Source organism: Streptomyces sp. WAC06614 (assembly GCF_003949795.1).
Lineage (GTDB): Bacteria > Actinomycetota > Actinomycetes > Streptomycetales > Streptomycetaceae > Streptomyces.
The window spans coordinates 1-17985 of record NZ_RPRY01000143.1; the positions used below are offsets into that span (position 1 = coordinate 1).

Annotated in this window: 15 protein-coding genes; 7 read left to right on the forward strand and 8 right to left on the reverse strand. The window is 73.5% G+C overall.

The annotated features are described in order from the left end of the window. Window positions 1-1881, reverse strand: a 1881-nt coding sequence (locus EF918_RS19860) for an FAD-binding and (Fe-S)-binding domain-containing protein (protein ID WP_148141248.1), incomplete at its 3' end; no start/stop codon positions are given. A 175-nt stretch (window positions 1882-2056) separates the two neighbouring features. On the opposite strand from EF918_RS19860, the gene serC reads away from it, so the two are divergent. Both serC and EF918_RS19870 read left to right on the forward strand, forming a co-directional pair. Beyond that, the gene (gene serC / locus EF918_RS19865) at window positions 2057-3175 is read left to right on the forward strand and encodes a phosphoserine transaminase (protein WP_125648124.1); all 1119 of its coding nucleotides are present in this window, start codon (window positions 2057-2059) and stop codon (window positions 3173-3175) included. A 165-nt stretch (window positions 3176-3340) separates the two neighbouring features. Beyond that, window positions 3341-6493 (forward strand): sacsin N-terminal ATP-binding-like domain-containing protein, encoded by a 3153-nt coding sequence (locus tag EF918_RS19870; RefSeq protein ID WP_125648128.1) that lies wholly within the window; start codon window positions 3341-3343, stop codon window positions 6491-6493. Window positions 6494-6518: 25 nt separating this feature from the next. On the opposite strand, the gene EF918_RS19875 is transcribed toward EF918_RS19870, so the two are convergent. From EF918_RS19875 to EF918_RS19885, 3 genes are all read right to left on the reverse strand, one after another. Beyond that, entirely contained in the window at window positions 6519-6830 is a 312-nt protein-coding gene (locus EF918_RS19875; RefSeq protein WP_125648133.1) for a hypothetical protein, read from the reverse strand. Window positions 6831-6959: 129 nt separating this feature from the next. Further along, window positions 6960-9416 (reverse strand): HAD-IC family P-type ATPase, encoded by a 2457-nt coding sequence (locus tag EF918_RS19880; protein ID WP_125648135.1) that lies wholly within the window; start codon window positions 9414-9416, stop codon window positions 6960-6962. Window positions 9417-9588: 172 nt separating this feature from the next. Beyond that, on the reverse strand, window positions 9589-9906 hold the full coding sequence (locus EF918_RS19885; RefSeq protein ID WP_125648139.1) for a DUF2530 domain-containing protein: 318 nt from the start codon (window positions 9904-9906) through the stop codon (window positions 9589-9591). Window positions 9907-10044: 138 nt separating this feature from the next. Between EF918_RS19885 and EF918_RS19890 the strand changes: the two genes are divergently transcribed. Then, window positions 10045-11499: an NCS2 family permease gene (locus EF918_RS19890; RefSeq protein ID WP_125648142.1), complete on the forward strand. Its 1455-nt coding sequence runs from the start codon at window positions 10045-10047 to the stop codon at window positions 11497-11499. A gap of 54 nt (window positions 11500-11553) precedes the next feature. On the opposite strand, the gene EF918_RS19895 is transcribed toward EF918_RS19890, so the two are convergent. Further along, a complete protein-coding gene (locus EF918_RS19895; RefSeq protein ID WP_125648146.1) occupies window positions 11554-11736 on the reverse strand; it encodes a ribbon-helix-helix protein, CopG family in 183 nt (60 codons plus the stop codon). A 143-nt stretch (window positions 11737-11879) separates the two neighbouring features. Here EF918_RS19895 and EF918_RS19900 point away from each other — a divergent pair, with 143 nt between their 5' ends. From EF918_RS19900 to thpR, 3 genes are read left to right on the forward strand one after another with little or no spacing between them, the layout of a single operon-like run. Further along, entirely contained in the window at window positions 11880-12317 is a 438-nt protein-coding gene (locus EF918_RS19900; RefSeq protein ID WP_125648149.1) for a MarR family winged helix-turn-helix transcriptional regulator, read from the forward strand. Between the two features lie 25 nt (window positions 12318-12342). Continuing rightward, window positions 12343-13686, forward strand: a complete 1344-nt coding sequence (locus EF918_RS19905; protein ID WP_185921830.1) for an MFS transporter — start codon at window positions 12343-12345, stop codon at window positions 13684-13686. A 19-nt stretch (window positions 13687-13705) separates the two neighbouring features. Next, window positions 13706-14260: an RNA 2',3'-cyclic phosphodiesterase gene (gene thpR / locus EF918_RS19910; protein ID WP_125648155.1), complete on the forward strand. Its 555-nt coding sequence runs from the start codon at window positions 13706-13708 to the stop codon at window positions 14258-14260. Between the two features lie 236 nt (window positions 14261-14496). Here thpR and EF918_RS19915 read toward each other — a convergent pair whose 3' ends face one another. Further along, window positions 14497-15486, reverse strand: a complete 990-nt coding sequence (locus tag EF918_RS19915) for an aldo/keto reductase (RefSeq protein WP_125648157.1) — start codon at window positions 15484-15486, stop codon at window positions 14497-14499. Window positions 15487-15535: 49 nt separating this feature from the next. Further along, on the reverse strand, window positions 15536-16228 hold the full coding sequence (locus EF918_RS19920; protein WP_125648160.1) for a GDSL-type esterase/lipase family protein: 693 nt from the start codon (window positions 16226-16228) through the stop codon (window positions 15536-15538). A gap of 86 nt (window positions 16229-16314) precedes the next feature. Between EF918_RS19920 and EF918_RS19925 the strand changes: the two genes are divergently transcribed. Then, window positions 16315-17355, forward strand: coding sequence for a WD40 repeat domain-containing protein (locus EF918_RS19925; RefSeq protein ID WP_125648163.1), 1041 nt, complete (start codon window positions 16315-16317; stop codon window positions 17353-17355). Between the two features lie 37 nt (window positions 17356-17392). Here the strand turns inward: EF918_RS19925 and EF918_RS19930 are convergent, their stop codons facing one another. Beyond that, entirely contained in the window at window positions 17393-17854 is a 462-nt protein-coding gene (locus EF918_RS19930; protein WP_125648166.1) for a Rieske (2Fe-2S) protein, read from the reverse strand. Window positions 17855-17985 lie beyond the last annotated feature (131 nt).

A 17985-nucleotide genomic window follows, 5' to 3' on the forward strand; every position in this document is an offset into this window, starting at 1 on the left:
GGCTCGGAGGGTGGTGATCAGGTGGAGCCAGGTGGGTAGGCTGCCCAGGGTCCAGTGGGAGCGGGGGCGCAGGCGCCCCTTCCAGTGGCGGGCCAGGAACTCCGACTTGTACGTGGCCATGTCCACCCCCACCGGGCAGTCCCGGTGGCAGCCCTTGCAGGCCAGGCAGAGGTCCAGCGCCTCGGCGACCTCCTCGGAACGCCAGCCGTCCGTGATCACCTCGCCCACCAGCATCTCGTGCAACAGCCTGGCCCGCCCCCGGGTGGAATGCCGTTCCTCGCCGGTGACCCGGTACGACGGGCACATCACCCCCGCCCCGGCCCCGGCCGAGCGGCACTTGGCCACGCCCACGCAGCGGGCCACCTCGGGGGCCAGCGGCTGCGCCATCGGCAGGGCGGTGAAGCGGAGGTTCTCGTCGAGCCGGGCGGGCCGGGCCAGCATGCCCGGGTTCATGCCGCCCGCCGGGTCCCAGACGTCCTTGTACGCACCGAACAGCTCGACCACCTCGGCCCCGTACATCTTCGGCAGCAGTTCCGCCCGGGCCTGCCCGTCGCCGTGCTCGCCCGACAACGAGCCGCCGTGGGAGACCACGAGGTCGGCCAGCTCCTGCGAGAAGGCGCGGAAGCGGGCCACCCCGCGCTCGCTCACCAGGTCGAAGTCGATGCGGACGTGTACGCAGCCCTCGCCGAAGTGCCCGTACGGGGTGCCCCGCAGGCCGTGCGCCGCGAGGAGGGCCCGGAATTCCCGCAGGTAGGCGCCCAGGCGGGCCGGCGGGACCGCGCAGTCCTCCCAGCCGGGCCAGGCGTCACCACCGTCGGGGGTGCGCGTGGCGGTGCCCGCCGCGTCCTCCCGGATCCGCCACAGGGCGCGCTGCTGCGCCGGGTCCACGACCACCCGCCGGTCCACCGCGTCCGCCACCCGGGCCAGGGCCCGGGCGGCGCCTTCGTCCGGCATCTCCACGAACAGCCAGGCCCCGCCGCGCGGCAGCCCGGCCGCGCCGCGCACCAGGTCGGCCGCCATGCCCTCCACGGTCAGCGGGCCGTGCGCGACGATCCCGGCCGCGGCGTCGGCCGCCGCGCTCTCGTCGGCGTAGCCGAGCACCAGCAGGGCGGGCCGGCGCGGCAGTTCGACCAGGCGCACCACCGCCTCGGTCAGCACGCCGAGGGTGCCCTCGCTGCCGCAGAAGGCCCGGGCCACGTCCGTCCCCCGCTCGGGGAGCAGGGCGTCCACCGCGTAGCCCGAGATCCGGCGCGGCAGTCGGCCGCCGGCCGGGTCCGACATGCCGGTGCGGAGCAGGGCCAGGTGGTGCCCGACCAGGTCGGACAGGCCCGGCGGGGCGCCCTGCCAGCCGCGCGCGATCCGGTGCCGGCCACCGCCGTACGTGAGCACCTCCAGCTCCAGCACGTTGTCGGCGGTGGTGCCCCAGGCCACGGAGTGGGCGCCGCACGCGTTGTTGCCGATCATCCCGCCGAGGGTGCACCGGGAGTGGGTGGAGGGGTCCGGGCCGAAGGTCAGGCCGTGGGGGCGGGCGGCGGCCCGCAGGGTGTCCAGGACCAGGCCGGGCCGGACGACCGCGGTACGGGCCTGCGGGTCCAGGGACACCAAACCGTTCATGTGCCGGGTGAGGTCGAGCACCACGCCGACGCCGGTGGCCTGCCCGGCGATGGAGGTCCCGCCGCCGCGCGGGACGACGGGCACGCCGGCCCCGCGGCACACCTCCAGGGTGCGGGCCACGTCCTCGGTGTCGCGCGGGGCGACCACGCCCCGCGGCACCCGCCGGTAGTTGGACGCGTCCATCGTCGTCAGGGCGCGGGCCGTCGCCCCGAAGTCCACCTCGCCACGGACGGCGGCCCGCAGGGCCCGTTCCAGATCGGTCGCCATCCTCGTTCCTTTCCCCTTCCTTTCCTTCCGTTTCCTTCCTCTTCCTTTCCTTTCCTTCTGCGGTACGCCCGTATGCGCCCGTATGCGTTCGTACGCGCCCGTCCCGGCCGTCCCGGTCGTCTCATCGGGTGGACGCCCGGCCGAAGGGCGTGGCGGGACCCGATACCCTCCGTCCGTGGCTGAGATCCAGATTCCCGCTGACATCAAGCCCGCCGACGGACGCTTCGGCGCGGGCCCCTCCAAGGTGCGGACCGAGGCGCTGGACGCGCTGGCCGCCACCGGTACCTCCCTGCTCGGCACCTCCCACCGCCAGGCCCCGGTCAAGAACCTGGTCGGCTCGGTGCGGCAGGGCGTCCGGGACCTCTTCTCGCTGCCCGAGGGCTACGAGGTGATCCTGGGCAACGGCGGCTCCACCGCGTTCTGGGACGTCGCGACGCACGGGCTCATCGAGCGGAAGTCGCAGCACCTGAACTTCGGCGAGTTCTCCTCCAAGTTCGCCAAGGCCGCCAAGCTCGCGCCGTGGCTGGACGAGCCGACCGTGATCTCCTCCGACCCGGGCACGCACCCCGAGCCGCAGGCCGAGGCGGGTGTGGACGTGTACGCGTTCACGCACAACGAGACCTCCACCGGTGTCGCCGCCCCGATCGAGCGGGTCGCGGGCGCCGACGAGGGCGCGCTGGTGCTGGTCGACGCCACCTCGGGCGCCGGTGGTCTGCCGGTGGACATCACCCAGAGCGACGTCTACTACTTCGCCCCGCAGAAGTCCTTCGCCTCCGACGGCGGCCTGTGGCTGGCGGCGTTCTCCCCGGCCGCCCTGGAGCGGGCGCAGCGCGTGCACGCCTCCGGCCGGCACGTGCCGGAGTTCTTCTCGCTGCCGACGGCGATCGACAACTCGCTGAAGAACCAGACGTACAACACGCCGGCGCTGGCCACGCTGTTCCTGCTGGACCAGCAGCTCAAGTGGATCAACGGCCAGGGCGGTCTGGACTGGGCGACCGCCCGGACGGCGGCCTCCGCGAGCGCGCTGTACGGCTGGGCCGAGGCGTCCAAGCACGCGGCGCCGTTCGTGACGGACCCGGGCAAGCGCTCGTCGGTCATCGGCACCATCGACTTCTCCGACGACATCGACGCGGCGGCGATCGCCAAGGTGCTGCGCGCCAACGGCATCGTGGACACCGAGCCGTACCGGAAGCTGGGCCGCAACCAGCTGCGCATCGCGATGTTCCCGGCGATCGACCCGGCCGACGTCGAGGCGCTGACCGGCTGCATCGACTACGTCATCGAGCGTCTCTGACCTCGGTGCCCCACGCATCCAGGCCCCGGTGACGGGCCGCCCGTCGCCGGGGCCAACGTGGTGGTGTTCGCCCACCTCACCGGCAAGGCGCAGCCCACCGGCCGTTGTCCGGCGGCGGTCCGGCGCACGATACCTTCGGGGTCCCAGGATCAAGGAGGCAGCGGCGTGAGCGTGCGAGTGACGGCAGCCCCGGGCGGCGTCGACCCCTTCGGCACGGCCAGGTTGCGGCGCGGGGTGCTCGACGCGTGGGCGGCCTCGCCGGCCCGGTTCCGCGAGGACGCCAACGCCGAGGAGGACCTGGCGCTCGGCGGCTACCGGGACCGGCTCGTGGTCGAGCTGGCCCAGAACGCCGCCGACGCCGCCGCCCGCGCCGGGGTACCCGGCCGGCTCCGGTTGACCGTGCACCCGGTCGAGGGCGGACACCCGGTGCTCGCCGCCGCCAACACCGGCGCTCCGCTGGACGCCACCGGTGTGGAGTCCCTGAGCACCCTGCGCGCCTCCGCCAAGCGGGAGCCGGCCGCCGACCCGGACGGGCAGTCCGTGGGCCGGTTCGGCGTCGGCTTCGCCGCCGTCCTCGCGGTGTCCGACGAGCCCGCCGTGCTCGGCCGGCACGGCGGCGTCCGCTGGTCCCTGGCCGAGGCGCGGGAACTGGCTGCCGACACCGCCCGGCACAGCCCCGGCCTCGGCGACGAACTGCGCCGCCGCGACGGCCACGTCCCGCTGCTGCGGCTGCCGCTGGCCGCCGAGGGCATCGCGCCCGAGGGCTACGACACCGTGGTCGTGCTGCCGCTGCGCGACGCCGCCGCCGAGGACCTGGTCCGCCGGCTGCTCGCCGCGGTCGACGACGCCCTGCTGCTGACCCTGCCCGGGCTGGACGAGCTGGTGGTCGAGACCCCCGAGGGCATCCGTACGCTGACCCGCCGCACCGACGGCGCGTTCACCGTCATCGACGACAGCGCCGGACAGGTACGCCACTGGCGCACCGTCCGCCACCACGGCACCCTCGACCCCGCGCTGCTCGCCGACCGTCCGGTGGAGGAGCGGCTGCGCCCGTACTGGACCGTCTCCTGGGCGGTGCCGGTGGACGCCGAGGGCGCACCGCTGCGCCCCGGCACCGCGCCCGTGGTGCACGCGCCCACCCCGACCGACGAGCCGCTCGGCATCCCCGCGCTGCTGATCGCCAGCCTGCCGCTGGACACCGCCCGCCGGCACCCGGCGCCGGGCCCGCTGACCGACTTCCTGGTGGAGCGGGCGGCCGAGGCCTACGCCGAACTGCTCGGCGGGTGGCGGCCCGTGAGCACCGGCCTGGTCGACCTGGTGCCCGGCCCGCTGGGGCAGGGCGCGCTGGACGGCGCCCTGCGCGCGGCGATCCTCCAGCGGCTGCCCCGCACGGCGTTCCTCGCGCCCGCGGCGCCCTCGGAGGAGCTGGTCGCGCTGCGCCCGTTCGAGGCCGAGGTCGTCGAGGGCGCCGGCGCCGAGACCGTACGGGTGCTCGCCGAGGTGCTGCCCACCCTGCTGCCGGCCGGCCTGGAGCGGCGGTCCGAGCTGCGCGCGCTGGGCGTCGGGCGGCTGCCGCTGGGCGACGCCATCGAGCGGATCGCGGGCATCGACCGGTCCCCGCAGTGGTGGTACCGGCTCTACGACTCGCTGGCCGGGGTGGACCCCGACCGGCTGACCGGGCTGCCCGTGCCGCTGGCGGCGGAGCCCGCCCGGGAGGGCGAGCCCGCCGGCGGCCCGGTCCGGGCCGCGATCGGCCCCCGGCACATCCTGCTGCCCGGCCCGGACACCCCGGCCGGGCTCACCCGGATCGGCCTGAGGATCGCCCACCCGGACGCCGCGCACCCGCTGCTGGAGAAGCTCGGCGCGGTCCCGGCCAACCCGCGGGCGGTGCTGACCACCCCGCAGGTACGGGCCGCGGTCGCGGCCTCCCTGGACGCCGGGGAGATCTGGGACGAGGACGCCCTGGACCCGGAGGAGCTGGCCGAGATCGTCCTCGGCCTGGTCCGGGACGCCGGCCTGGAGCCCGGCGACGAGCCGTGGCTGGGCGCGCTCGCCCTGCCCGACGAGGACGGCGAACTGGCTCCGGCGGCCGAACTCGTCCTGCCCGGCAGCCCCTTCGCGGCGGTCGTGCGCGAGGACGAACTCGGCTTCGTGGACGGCGAGCTGGCCGAGCGGTGGGGCGCACAGCCGCTGACCGCCTGCGGGGTGCTGGCCGACTTCCAGCTCGTGCGGACCACCGACGTGGTGCTGGACCCGGACGAACTGGAGCCGCGCGACGGCGACTTCCCCGAGCCCGACGACGCCGGGCTGCTCGACGCGGTCGACGTGTGGTGCGAGGACGTCCTGGACCAGCTCCCGGACAGCCCCGTGCCCCCGGTCGCGACCGAGCTGGTCGCCGTACGGGACCTGGACCTGGTCGACGACGACAAGTGGCGCGAGGCCCTGGCCCTGCTGGCCCGGCCGCCGCTGCGGGACGCGCTGACCCAGCCGGTGCGGGTGCTGCTGCCCGACGGCACCACGCAGAACGTCCGCCCGTACACCGCCTGGTGGCTGCGCGACCACCCGGTCCTGGAGGGGCGGCGCCCGGCCGGTCTGCGCGCGGCCGGCGGCGATCCGCTGCTGGAGGGGCTGTACGACTCCGCCGACGCCACCGGCTTCGAGGACGAGCAGGTGCTGCGGGCCCTGGGCGTACGGACCTCGGTGGCGGCCCTGCTGGACGAGCCGGGCGGTGCGGCCGAGCTGCTGGGCCGGCTGGCCGATTCCGAGCGGGAGGTGACGGGCCGCCAGCTGCACGCCCTGTACGGGGCGCTGGCCGAGCTGGACCCGGAGCAGGTCACGCTGCCCGACGAGCTGCGCGCGGTGGTGGACGGCGAGGTGGTGGTCGTGGACGCGGCCGAGGCGGTGGTCGCGGACGCGCCGGACCTGCTGCCGCTGACCGGCGGGCTGCCGCTGCTGCCGGTGGCCCCGGCGCGGGCGGCGGAGCTGGCCGAGCTGCTCCAGGTCCGCCGTCTGTCGGAGACGGTCCCGGCGGAGGTCACCACGCCGGGCGAGGAGCACGAGGTGCCGGAGCCGGTCCGGGTGCTGCTGGGTCCGGCGACCCCGCGGACGTACCTGGAGCACGAGGAGCTGGTGGCGGGCGGGGTCGAGCTGGACTGGCGCCTCACCCCGGACGGCGTCCTGCACGCCTCCACCCTGGAGGGCGTCGCGGCCGGCCTGGCCTGGGCGTGCGCCCAGTGGCCGCGCCGCTTCGAGGTGGCGGCCCTCCTGGAGGACCCGTCCCGGACCGCGGAACTGGCCCGGGACAGGTGGTTCGACTAGTGCGGCCGCCGGCCGCGGCCGGCGGCTAGAAGGACTTCGTCCAGTCGGTGACCGTCATGCTGCGGAACCCGGCCAGGGCGGAGGCGCTGCCGGCGCCCCCGTTGTGGGAGCCGACGGTGTTCTCCCGGCCGGCGTTGAAGATGTCGTCCTGGGCGGTCTGCCAGACCTGGCTGCCGACGACGAACACGTACGTCGTGCCGTCCTCGTCGGCGGCCGCCGGCGCGGCGCCGGCGAAGAGTCCGAGCGCCGCGCTGGCGGCGAGGACGGTCAGGGCGCGGGCGGCGGTACGGGCGGTGCGCTTCACGGCGGTGGCCTTTCGCAGGTGCGGGAGGTACACCCACGGAAGGTAGAGAGCCGTTCCCGCGCGCGGGCGGCCGACACACAGCGGCCGCCCGGATGGCCCACCACAACCCCTCCGCCCGCCCACCGCCGGGCCGGGCACGGCGCGCCGTCGGTCACGGCGTCGTCACGCCGGGAAGCGGCGGTCGACCAGGCGGAACGTGAGCTCGATCAGGGCCGAGGCGGCGGCCGCGACGGCGACGGCCAGCCAGGGCATGGTGACGCCGACCAGCTTGAGCTGGAAGAAGTCCTGGAGCCAGGGCACGAGCAGGACGACCAGGAAGGCCGCGCCCATGGCGCCGACCAGGGCCAGGCGCCACCAGGTGTACGGGCGGGCGATGATCGCCAGGACCCACATCGAGGTCAGGAACAGTGTCAGGGTGGCCGCGCTGGTCTCGGCCTGGAGGGCGCCCTCGCCGGAGTAGTACGAGCGGGCGATCAGGTACGTCACGAAGGTGGCGACGGCGGCCAGCACCCCGCCGGGGACGGCGTACCGCATGACCCGGCGGACGAAGTGCGGCTTGGCCCGCTCCTTGTTGGGTGCCAGGGCCAGGAAGAAGGCCGGCACACCGATGGTGAGCGTGGACAGCAGGGTCAGGTGGCGGGGCAGGAAGGGGTACTCCACCTGCCAGCAGACCACCAGGATCGCCAGCAGGACCGAGTAGACCGTCTTGGTCAGGAAGAGGGTGGCGACCCGGGTGATGTTGCCGATCACCCGGCGGCCCTCCGCCACCACCGACGGCAGCGTGGCGAAGGAGTTGTTCAGCAGCACGATCTGGGCGACCGCCCGGGTGGCCTCCGAGCCCGAGCCCATGGCGACGCCGATGTCGGCGTCCTTGAGGGCCAGGACGTCGTTGACGCCGTCGCCCGTCATGGCGACGGTGTGCCCACGGGACTGCAGCGCACCGACCATGTCCCGCTTCTGCTGCGGGGTGACCCGGCCGAAGACGGCGTTGCGGTCCAGGGCCTCGGCCATCTCGCTCCGGTCGGCGGGCAGGCTGCGGGCGTCCACGGTGTTCTCGGCACCGGGCAGGCCCAGCTTGCCGGCCACCGCGGAGACCGAGACGGCGTTGTCGCCGGAGATGACCTTGGCGTGCACCTTCTGCTCGTCGAAGTAGCGCAGGGTGTCCGCGGCGTCCGGCCGCAGCCGCTGTTCGAGGACGACCAGGGCCGTGGGGCGGGCCCCGGTGGCGACCGCCGGATCGTCCAGCTCGCGGGTCGCCCGGGCCAGCAGCAGGACCCGTAGCCCCTGTTCGTTGAGGGTGTCGATCTCCTTCAGGGCCGCATCGCCGGCCGGCAGCAGGACGTCGGGGGCGCCGAGCAGCCAGACGGAGTCCTCGCCGTCGCCCTCGCTGAAGCTGGCGCCGCTGTACTTGCGGGCGGAGGAGAACGGCAGGGACTCGGTGCAGCGCCAGTCCTCGCGGTCGGGGTAGGCGTCGATGATCGCCTGGAGGCTGGCGTTCGGGCGCGGGTCGGACTCGCCGAGCGCGCCGAGCACCGTCTCGACGTAGACGGGGTCCGCGCCGCCCAGCGGGCGCAGTTCGGTGACGTCCATCCCGCCCTCGGTGAGGGTGCCGGTCTTGTCCAGGCAGACCACGTCCACCCGGGCCAGGCCCTCGATGGCGGGCAGCTCCTGCACCAGGCACTGCTTGCGGCCGAGCCGGACCACACCGATGGCGAAGGCGACGGAGGTCAGCAGGACCAGGCCCTCGGGGATCATCGGGACGATGCCGCCGACGGTCCGGGCGACGGCGTCCTTGAGGTTGTCGTCCTTCACCACGAGCTGGCTGATGATCAGGCCGATCGAGGTCGGGATCATCATCCACGTCACGTACTTGAGGATGGTGGAGATGCCGGAGCGCAGCTCGGAGTGGACCAGCGTGAACCGGGAGGCCTCCTCCGCGAGCTGGGCGGCGTAGGCCTCGCGGCCGACCTTGGTGGCGGTGAACGCGCCGCCGCCGGCGACCACGAACGAGCCCGACATGACCGGGTCGCCCGGCTTCTTCAGGACCGGGTCGGCCTCGCCGGTCAGCAGGGACTCGTCGATCTCCAAGCCGTCGGCCTCGCCGACGACGCCGTCCACGACGACCTTGTCGCCCGGTCCGAGCTCGACCACGTCGTCGAGGACGATCTCCGAGGTGGAGATCTCGGCGGTACGGCCGTCGCGCCGGACGTTCGGCTTGGCCTCGCCGATGACCGCGAGCCCGTCGAGGGTCTTCTTGGCGCGCAGCTCCTGGATGATGCCGATACCGGTGTTGGCGATGATCACGAAGCCGAAGAGGGTGTCCTGGATCGGCGCGACGAGGAGCATGATCAGCCAGAGCACGCCGATGATCGCGTTGAACCGGGTGAAGACGTTGGCGCGGACGATGTCGGCGGTGGAGCGGCTGCTGCGCACGGGGACGTCGTTGACGTCGCCGCGGGCCACGCGTTCGGCGACCTCGGCCGTGGACAGGCCGGCCGGCTTGAAGCGGGGCGCCGGGGGGCGCACCGGGTGCACGGGGTCGAGTTCGGCGCCCGCGTCGATGGCGGCGCCGCCCGTCCCTTCCGGACCGTCATGGTCGATCTTCGCCCGCTGGGTCATGTTTTCGACGGTAAAGCGGGTGCGGGTCCTTCACCCGTCGAGGGGACCGAAGATCCGACCCTGGGACGACCCGAATCGTTCGTTGGTAGGGGGTGGGCAGGGCCCGACCGGTCCTTACGGTCCACCCCGCCGGCACGCCGGCCGGCCGGTCAGGGGCGGGGCGCGCCGCCCGTCAGGGGGTGTCCGCCGCGCCGGGAGTCGCCCCGGCACCGCCACCGGCACCGCCACCGGCACCGGCTGCGGCCTGCGCCGCATGCCGCTTCAGGGCCGCGTCGCGGCCGCGGACGTACCAGATGCCGATGAGGCCGAGGCCGCCGCCGGCGGCGCAGGTCCACACCCACCACAGCAGGTCGCGGTCGGCGAACCAGCCGTAGAAGGGGAGCTGGACGACGAACAGGACGAACCAGAGGATCGTGCCGCCGGTGATGGTGGCGACGACCGGGCCCTCCAGGGGCTCGGGTGCCTCGTGCTTCGGGGTCCATTTCGCCATGCGGCCAGTTTAGGTGCCGGGCTCGCGCATCTACGCGCGGAGATGGACGTCACTTCGTTCATGTGTTCATACTGAAACGGTTTGCCTCAGACGGGATTCGCTCGTGCGAACCCACTAAACGAACCATCAGAGGACCGAATGAGCACCTCGGCCCCCGCGTCGTCCGCGGCAGCCCCCACGCCCCCCTCCTCGGGCGGCAGCGGACTCGACCGCTACTTCAAGATCTCCGAGCGCGGCTCGACCGTGGCCCGCGAGGTCCGCGGCGGCTTCGCCACCTTCTTCGCGATGGCCTACATCATCGTGCTGAACCCGATCATCCTCGGCAGCGCGAAGGACATGTACGGCCACCAGCTCGACGGCGGCCAGCTGGTCACCGCCACCGTGCTCACCGCGGCCTTCACCACCCTGCTGATGGGGGTCATCGGCAACGTGCCGATCGCCCTGGCGGCCGGCCTCGGCGTCAACACCGTCGTCGCCCTCCAGCTCGCCCCGCGGATGAGCTGGCCGGACGCCATGGGCATGGTGGTCCTGGCCGGCTTCGTGGTGATGCTGCTGGTCGCCACCGGCCTGCGCGAGCGGGTCATGAACGCCGTCCCCCTGGGCCTGCGCAAGGGCATCGCGATCGGCATCGGCCTGTTCATCATGCTGATCGGCCTGGTCGACGCGGGCTTCGTCAGCCGGATCCCGGACGCCGCGCACACCACCGTCCCGCTCCAGCTCGGCGGCAGCGGCCACCTCCAGGGCTGGCCGGTGCTGATCTTCGTCCTGGGCGTGCTGCTCACCCTCGCGCTGCTGATCCGCAAGGTGCCCGGCGCCATCCTGATCTCCATCGTCGCGATGACCGTGGTCGCGGTGGTGGTGCAGCTCGTGGCCGACCTGCCCGCCGAGGCCTGGGGCCTGACCGTGCCGCAGTGGCCGGGCAACCCGGTGGCCGCGCCCGACTTCGGGCTGGTCGGTCAGGTCAGCCTGTTCGGCGGCTTCGACAAGGTCGGCCTGCTGACCGGCATCCTGTTCGTCTTCACCGTGCTGCTGTCCTGCTTCTTCGACGCCATGGGCACCATCCTGGGCGTCGGCGACGAGGCCAAGCTGATGGACAAGGACGGCAACTTCCCCGGCATCAACAAGGTCCTGCTGATCGACGGCCTGGCGGTCGCCTCCGGCGGCGCCACCTCCTCCTCGGCCACCACCTGCTTCGTGGAATCCACGGCCGGGGTCGGCGAGGGGGCCCGGACGGGCCTGGCGAACGTGGTCACCGGCGGTCTGTTCGCGGGCGCGCTGTTCCTGACGCCGCTGGCCACGATGGTCCCGTCGCAGGCCGCCACCCCGGCGCTGATCGCGGTGGGCTTCCTGATCCTGGCGGGCTCGGTCACGGACATCGACTGGAGCGACTTCACCATCGCCGTGCCGGCCTTCCTGGCGATGGTCATGATGCCGTTCACGTACTCGATCACCAACGGCATCGGCATCGGCTTCATCAGCTTCTCCGTGCTGCGGCTGGTGACCGGCCGCGGCCGGGAGGTGCCGGTGGCGATGTACGTCGTCTCGGCGGTGTTCGTCTTCTACTACCTGATGCCGGCACTGGGTCTGACCTGATCCCGGCCCGGCCTCACCCGAGGGCCCGGCCCTCGCCCGGCCGCCGCCCGGCCCTCAGGTGAGGCCGTAGAACTTCTCCGTCTCCTCGACCGCGCACTTGAAGCGCTCGTCGAAGTCGTCGCGAATGAGCGTCCGGACCACGTAGTCCTGGACGCTCATTCCGCGTTTGGCGGCATGAGTCCGGAGCCGCTCCAGGAGCTCCCCGTCTATGCGCATGCTCAGCACATGTGTCCCCATGCCCGCCAGAGTCGGGGCTCGGGCCGTGGACGCGTGTCGCTTTCCGGCACCTTCTCACCCGTACGGGTGATGTGACGCAAGAGTCACCCGACCAGTGGGTAACCTGGCATCTTTAGCGAGAGTAATGAGTTAAGCTAACGAACATGCTCGACCTCTCCCATGGCGACGACGAAGCCGCCGTGAACGACCTCCGCTCGGCCGTCATGCGGCTGGGCCGGCGCCTGAAGCACCAGCGCGTCGACGAATCGCTCAGCCCGACCGAGATGTCGGTGCTGGGCACCCTCGCCCGGTGCGGCACCGCCACCCCCGGTGAGCTGGCCCGCCGCGAGCACGTACAGCCGCCGTCGATGACCCGCATCGTGGCGCTGCTGGAGTCCAAGGGCCTGGTCGAGCTGAAGCCGCACCCGGACGACCGCCGCCAGAAGGTGGTCACCCAGACGGAGCAAGCCGAGGCGATGCTCGAAGAGAGCCGCCGCAAGCGGAACGCCTTCCTGGCCCGGCTCGCGGCCGAGCTCGACGAGGACGAATGGGCCAAGCTGAAAGCGGCCGCCCCCGTCCTGGAGAAGCTCGCGCACCTGTAGCTACGACGCGAGGAGGCGAAAGCCCTTGAGTACGGGAAACGGAGACCACTCCGCACCCGGACAGACTTCCCCATCCACCCCTGCGACACCCGAGACGTCGAAGTCGATGTTCTCGTCGCTGAAGATCCGGAACTACCGGCTCTTCGCGATGGGACAGCTCGTCTCGAACACCGGCACCTGGATGCAGCGCATCGCCCAGGACTGGCTGGTGCTGTCGCTCACCGGCTCCGCATCGGCCGTCGGTATCACGATCGCGCTGCAGTTCCTGCCGATGCTGCTGTTCGGCCTCTACGGGGGCGTCCTCGCCGACCGGCTGCCCAAGCGGCCCCTGCTGGTCGCCACCCAGTCGGCGATGGGCCTGACGGGCATCGCCCTGGCCGTCCTGACCCTCACCGGCCACGTCCAGGTCTGGCACGTCTACCTGACCGCCGTCCTGCTCGGCCTCGTCACGGTCGTCGACAACCCGGCACGGCAGTCCTTCGTCTCCGAGATGGTGGGACCCGCGCAGCTCGCGAACGCGGTCAGCCTGAACTCGGCCAACTTCCAGTCCGCCCGGCTGGTCGGCCCCGCCGTCGCGGGCGTGCTGATCACCGCCTTCGGCTCCGGCTGGGCGTTCCTGCTCAACGGCCTGTCCTTCCTGGCCCCCGTGACCGGGCTGCTGCTGATGCGCACCCACGAGCTCCAGCGCACCGCGCCCCGCCCCCGTACCAAGGGACAGCTGCGCGAGGGCCTGCGGTACGTCTCCCGGCGCCCCGAGCTGATCTGGCCGATCGTGCTGGTCGGGTTCATCGGCACCTTCGGGTTCAACTTCCCGATCTGGCTGGCGGCCTTCGCCGACGACGTCTTCCACGGCGACGCCGGCACCTACGGCCTGTTCAACACGCTGCTCGCGGTCGGCTCCCTGATCGGCGCGCTGCTGGCCGCCCGGCGCGGCCCCGGCCGGCTGCGGCTGCTGGTCGCGGCGGCGGTGGCGTTCGCCGTGCTGGAGGTCGCCGGTGCGTTCGCGCCCGGGTTCTGGCTGTTCGCCGCCCTGATGGTGCCGATCGGCATGTTCGGCCTGACGGTCAACGTCGTGGCCAACTCCAGCGTGCAGATGGCCACCGACCCCGAGATGCGGGGCCGGGTGATGGCCCTGTACATGATGGTGTTCACCGGCGGCACCCCCGTCGGCGCCCCGCTGGTCGGCTGGGTCACGGACCACTACGGCGCCCGGATCGGCATGGCCGCCGGCGGCGCGGTCTCCCTGGCCGCGGCCGTCGCGATCGGCCTGGTCCTGGCCCGGGTGGGCGACCTGCACCTCCAGGTCAGCCGCCGTGGGGTGACGTTCGTCCCGAACCGGCCGCAGCGCGAACTGGTCCGCGTGGCCTGACCCGCCTACGCTGCGGGCCATGAGACTGTTCGCCGCCGTCCTGCCCCCGCCGGCCGCCGTGGCGGAGCTGCGCGAGGTCGTCCAGGGCCTGCCGCACGACGAGGCGCTGCGGTGGACCGCCCAGGAGGGGTGGCACTTCACGCTCGCCTTCATGGGCGAGGTCGGTGAGGGGCCGCTGCCCGAGCTACAGGTCCGGCTGGAGCGGGCGGCCGGGCGGACCGCGCCCTTCGTGCTGCGGCTGCACGGCAGCGGGCGGTTCGCCCACCGGGCGCTGTGGACGGGGGCCGCCGGAGACCTGGACACGCTGCGGCTGCTGGCCGAGCGGGCGGACGCCGCCGCCCGCCGCTCCGGCATCCCGATGGAGCAGCACCGCAGCTACCACCCCCACCTCACCGTGGCCCGGGCCCGTACCGAGGTGGACCTGCGCCCGTACGTCGAGGCCTTCGCCGGCTTCGAGGGCACGCCGTGGCCCGTCGAGGAACTGCACCTGGTGCGCAGCAACCTCCCGGGCGGCGGGGCCCCCGGGGCGCAGCCGCGCTACGAGGTGGTCGGCTCCTGGCGGCTGCGGGGCTGACCTGCGCCGACGTCCGCCCATGGGGGCGGCCCCGGACCTCGGTGCGAGGCACGGGGCCGCCCGCGTTAGGCTCGACGGGTGGATCCCAAGACCAGAAACCGCGTGATGGCGGGCGTGCTCGTGCTGATGTTCGTCGTCGTGGCAGCCGCCTCCGCGCTCAGGTAACCGCGCCGGCGCCCGTCCGCGGCCGGCGCCCGCCCACCACCGCGGCACCCGTCACCGTGGTGGCGCCCGCCCTACCAGGCGAAGGCCTCCGGCGCCGGACCCGGCCCGGGGAAGATCTCGTCCAGCCCGGCCAGCAGTTCCTCCGACAGCTCCAGCTCGACCGCCCGCAGCGCGGAGTCGAGCTGCTCGGCCGTCCGCGGACCCACGATCGGCCCGGTGACCCCCGGCCGCGTCAACAGCCAGGCCAGCGCCACCTCCCCCGGCTCCAGCCCGTGCTTGTCCAGCAGGTCCTCGTACGCCTGCACCTGCGCCCGGACCGAGGTGTTGGCCAGGGCGTCGGCGGAGCGCCCGGAGGCCGACCGGCCGCCGGTGGCCGCCTTGCGGATCGCCCCGCCCAGCAGCCCGCCGTGCAGCGGCGACCACGGGATGACCCCGAGCCCGTACTCCTGGGCGGCCGGGATCGTCTCCAGCTCGGCCCGCCGCTCGGCGAGGTTGTACAGGCACTGCTCGCTGACCAGCCCGAGCCGGCCGGTCCGGGCGGCGATCTCGTTGGCCTGGGCGATCTTGTAGCCGGGAAAGTTCGAGGAGCCCGCGTAGAGGATCTTGCCCTGCTGGACGAGGACCTCGATCGCCTGCCAGATCTCCTCGAACGGGGTGTTCCGGTCGACGTGGTGGAACTGGTAGAGGTCGATGTGGTCGGTGCCCAGCCGCTGGAGGCTGGCGTCGACGGCGCGCCGGATGTTCACCGCCGACAGCCGGTCGTAGTTGGGCCAGCTCTCGCCCTCGGGGGCCATGTTGGCGTAGACCTTGGTGGCCAGGACCACCTTCTCGCGGCGGCGGCCGCCCTTCGCGAACCAGCTGCCGATGATCTCTTCGGTGCGGCCCTTGTCGGCGCCCCACCCGTAGACGTTGGCGGTGTCGAAGAAGTTGATGCCCGCGTCCAGCGCGGCGTCCATGAGAGCGTGACTGTCGGCCTCCCCGGTCTGGGGGCCGAAGTTCATCGTGCCGAGTACGAGTCGGCTGACCTTGAGTCCGGTGCGTCCGAGCTGCGTGTACTTCATGGGGCCCAAGCCAACTGCTTCGAGTGGACTCGAAGCAAGTACCCCCGTGCTACGGCCCCGCGGTTCCGGTGTAGTGGTCGCCGATGCCCCAGGCCTGGTGGAGGACGGCGGCGAACTCGCCTGCCAGGCGGTGTTCGCCGGAGGCGTTGGGGTGGGTGCCGTCGTAGGTGTCGTGGTGGATGTCGTAGTCCTGCGGGCGGGCGCCCAGGAGGATCGGAGAGGCGTCCGTGCACAGGTCCGCGACGGCCTTGGCCAGCAGTTCGTTGAAGCGGGCGCACTCGGCGGCGAACGGCGCGTCGGACTCGGCCCGGACGTTGGGTATGACCGGGAGCAGCACCATGCGGACGCCGGGGCGGGCCTCGCGCGCGGCGGCGACGAACCGGCGGGCGTTCTCGGCCGTCTCGTCGGCCAGGGTGTAGAAGCCGAGGTCGATCAGGCCCAGGGAGACCAGCAGCACGTCGGGGCGGTGGGCGGCGACGGCCCCGCCGATGACCGGGGCCATGTGCTGCCAGCCCTCGCCCCAGCCGGCCAGGTGCCGGCGGGCCCGCTCGGGGAAGGCCGGGTCGGCGTAGTCGTGGCTGACGGCCTCGTCGGCGTGGACGTCGTAGAGCGCGCTGCGCGGCCCGACGATCTGGAACGGGCCGTCGAAGGTCGCCACCAGGTGCTGCCACATCCGGTAGCGCCAGGTGAAGTCGCCGGCGCGTCCGATGGTCATGGAGTCGCCGACGAACATGAAACGCATCCGGTCATCATCGCGGATCCGACGCCGGCCACCGCTGTGATGCCGGACACGCCGATCTTGGGCGGACGGCCTGGCAGTCTGGGCACATGCGACCGCTTTCGCTGACCTCCGTCCTCGCCGCCGCGACGCTGGCCCTGCTCCCGGCGCTCCCGGTGCTGCCGGCGCTCCCGGCGGCCGCCGCCCCGGCCGCGGAGGGCCCGCAGACCGCGTCCTCGTTCACGATCGGCGACGCCCGGATCAAGGAGTCCAGCGGCCTGGCGGCCAGCAAGCGCCATCCGGGCGTGTACTGGACGCACAACGACAGCGACGACGGCCCGTACGTGTACGGCGTCGACGGCGCCACGGGCCGCACGGTGGCGCGGATCACCCTCACCGGGATCGGCGTGCCCCGGGACGTGGAGGCGATCTCGCTCGGCCCGGACGGGCAGTTGTACCTCGGGGACATCGGCGACAACCGGGGCGGCACCTGGGACCACGTGTGGATCTACCGGTTCCCCGAGCCCACGGAGCTCGGCGACCGGACGGTCAAGGCGACGCAGTTCACGGTGCGCTACGAGGACGGCCCCCGGGACGCCGAGTCGCTGATGGTCCATCCGGTGACCGGGCGGGCCTATATCGCCAGCAAGAACCAGAACGGCGGCGGCCTCTACGAGGGCCCGGAGCAGCTCAGCACGGACGGCAGCAACGTCTTCAAGCGGATCGCCCAGGTGCCGTGGGTGACGGACGGGGCGTTCTCCCCGGACGGCACCCGCCTGACCCTGCGCGGCTACCTGCTGGCTCGGACCTACGTCTGGCGGGACGGCCGCCCGCAGGGCGAGGGCGAGCGGGTGGACGCGCCCTGGCAGGGCCAGGCGGAGTCGGTGACGTACTCGGCGGACGGGCGGACCCTGCTGTTCGGGGCGGAGGGCGAGAACAGCCGGGTGGTGGCCGTGCCGGTGCCGTCCCCCGCCCCGTCCCCGGCGCAGCCGGGCGGGTCGGCCACCGCCGCCCCGGGCGCGGCGGGCACCCCGGGTGCGGCGGCGGCCGGATCGGACCGCGGTGACCTCACGGTCGGCGGGCTGGTGCTGGCGGGCCTGGCGGTGCTGCTGTTCGGCGCACGCCGCCTGACCCGCGGGCGGAAGCAGTAGCGGCCCCCGGCCGGCGGCCGGGGGCCGCGCCGTCCGGCTAGGCCAGGGTGATGTTCGTGCCCTCCACGGTGATCTTCGCGGCCGGGAGGGGGCGGGTGGCCGGGCCGCCCGCCACCGAGCCGTCGGCGACCTTGAACAGGCTCTGGTGGCACGGGCAGACGATGTGACCGTCCTTCACCGAGCTGACGGCACAGCCCTGGTGGGTGCAGACCGCCGAGAACGCCTTGTACTCCCCGGCCTTGGGCTGGGTGACCACGACCTTCTGCTCCTTGAAGACCTTGCCGCCGCCGACCGGGATGTCGGCGGTGGTGCCCAGCGCCTGCTTCCCGCCCGGCGCGGCCGCCTCGGGCGCCGGCGAGCCGGCGGCCTGGGGCTGGTCCGGGGCGCCGGCGGCCTCCTTCTCCTTCGGGGCGTCCGTGCCGCAGGCGGTGAGCGCGGTGCCCGCGAGGGTCGCGGCGCCGGCGGCGAGCACGGTACGACGGGTGGTGGGGTCGGCCATGAGTGTCTCCTTGCGTCGGTCCCGGGAGTGGACTCTGACGGCAACACGTCCCGTCCGCTACCCTGGTTCACCGGGCCGGCCGCACCGCCCTTCGCCCCGGCCCCTCGGGCCCCCTCGGCTCAGCCCACCGG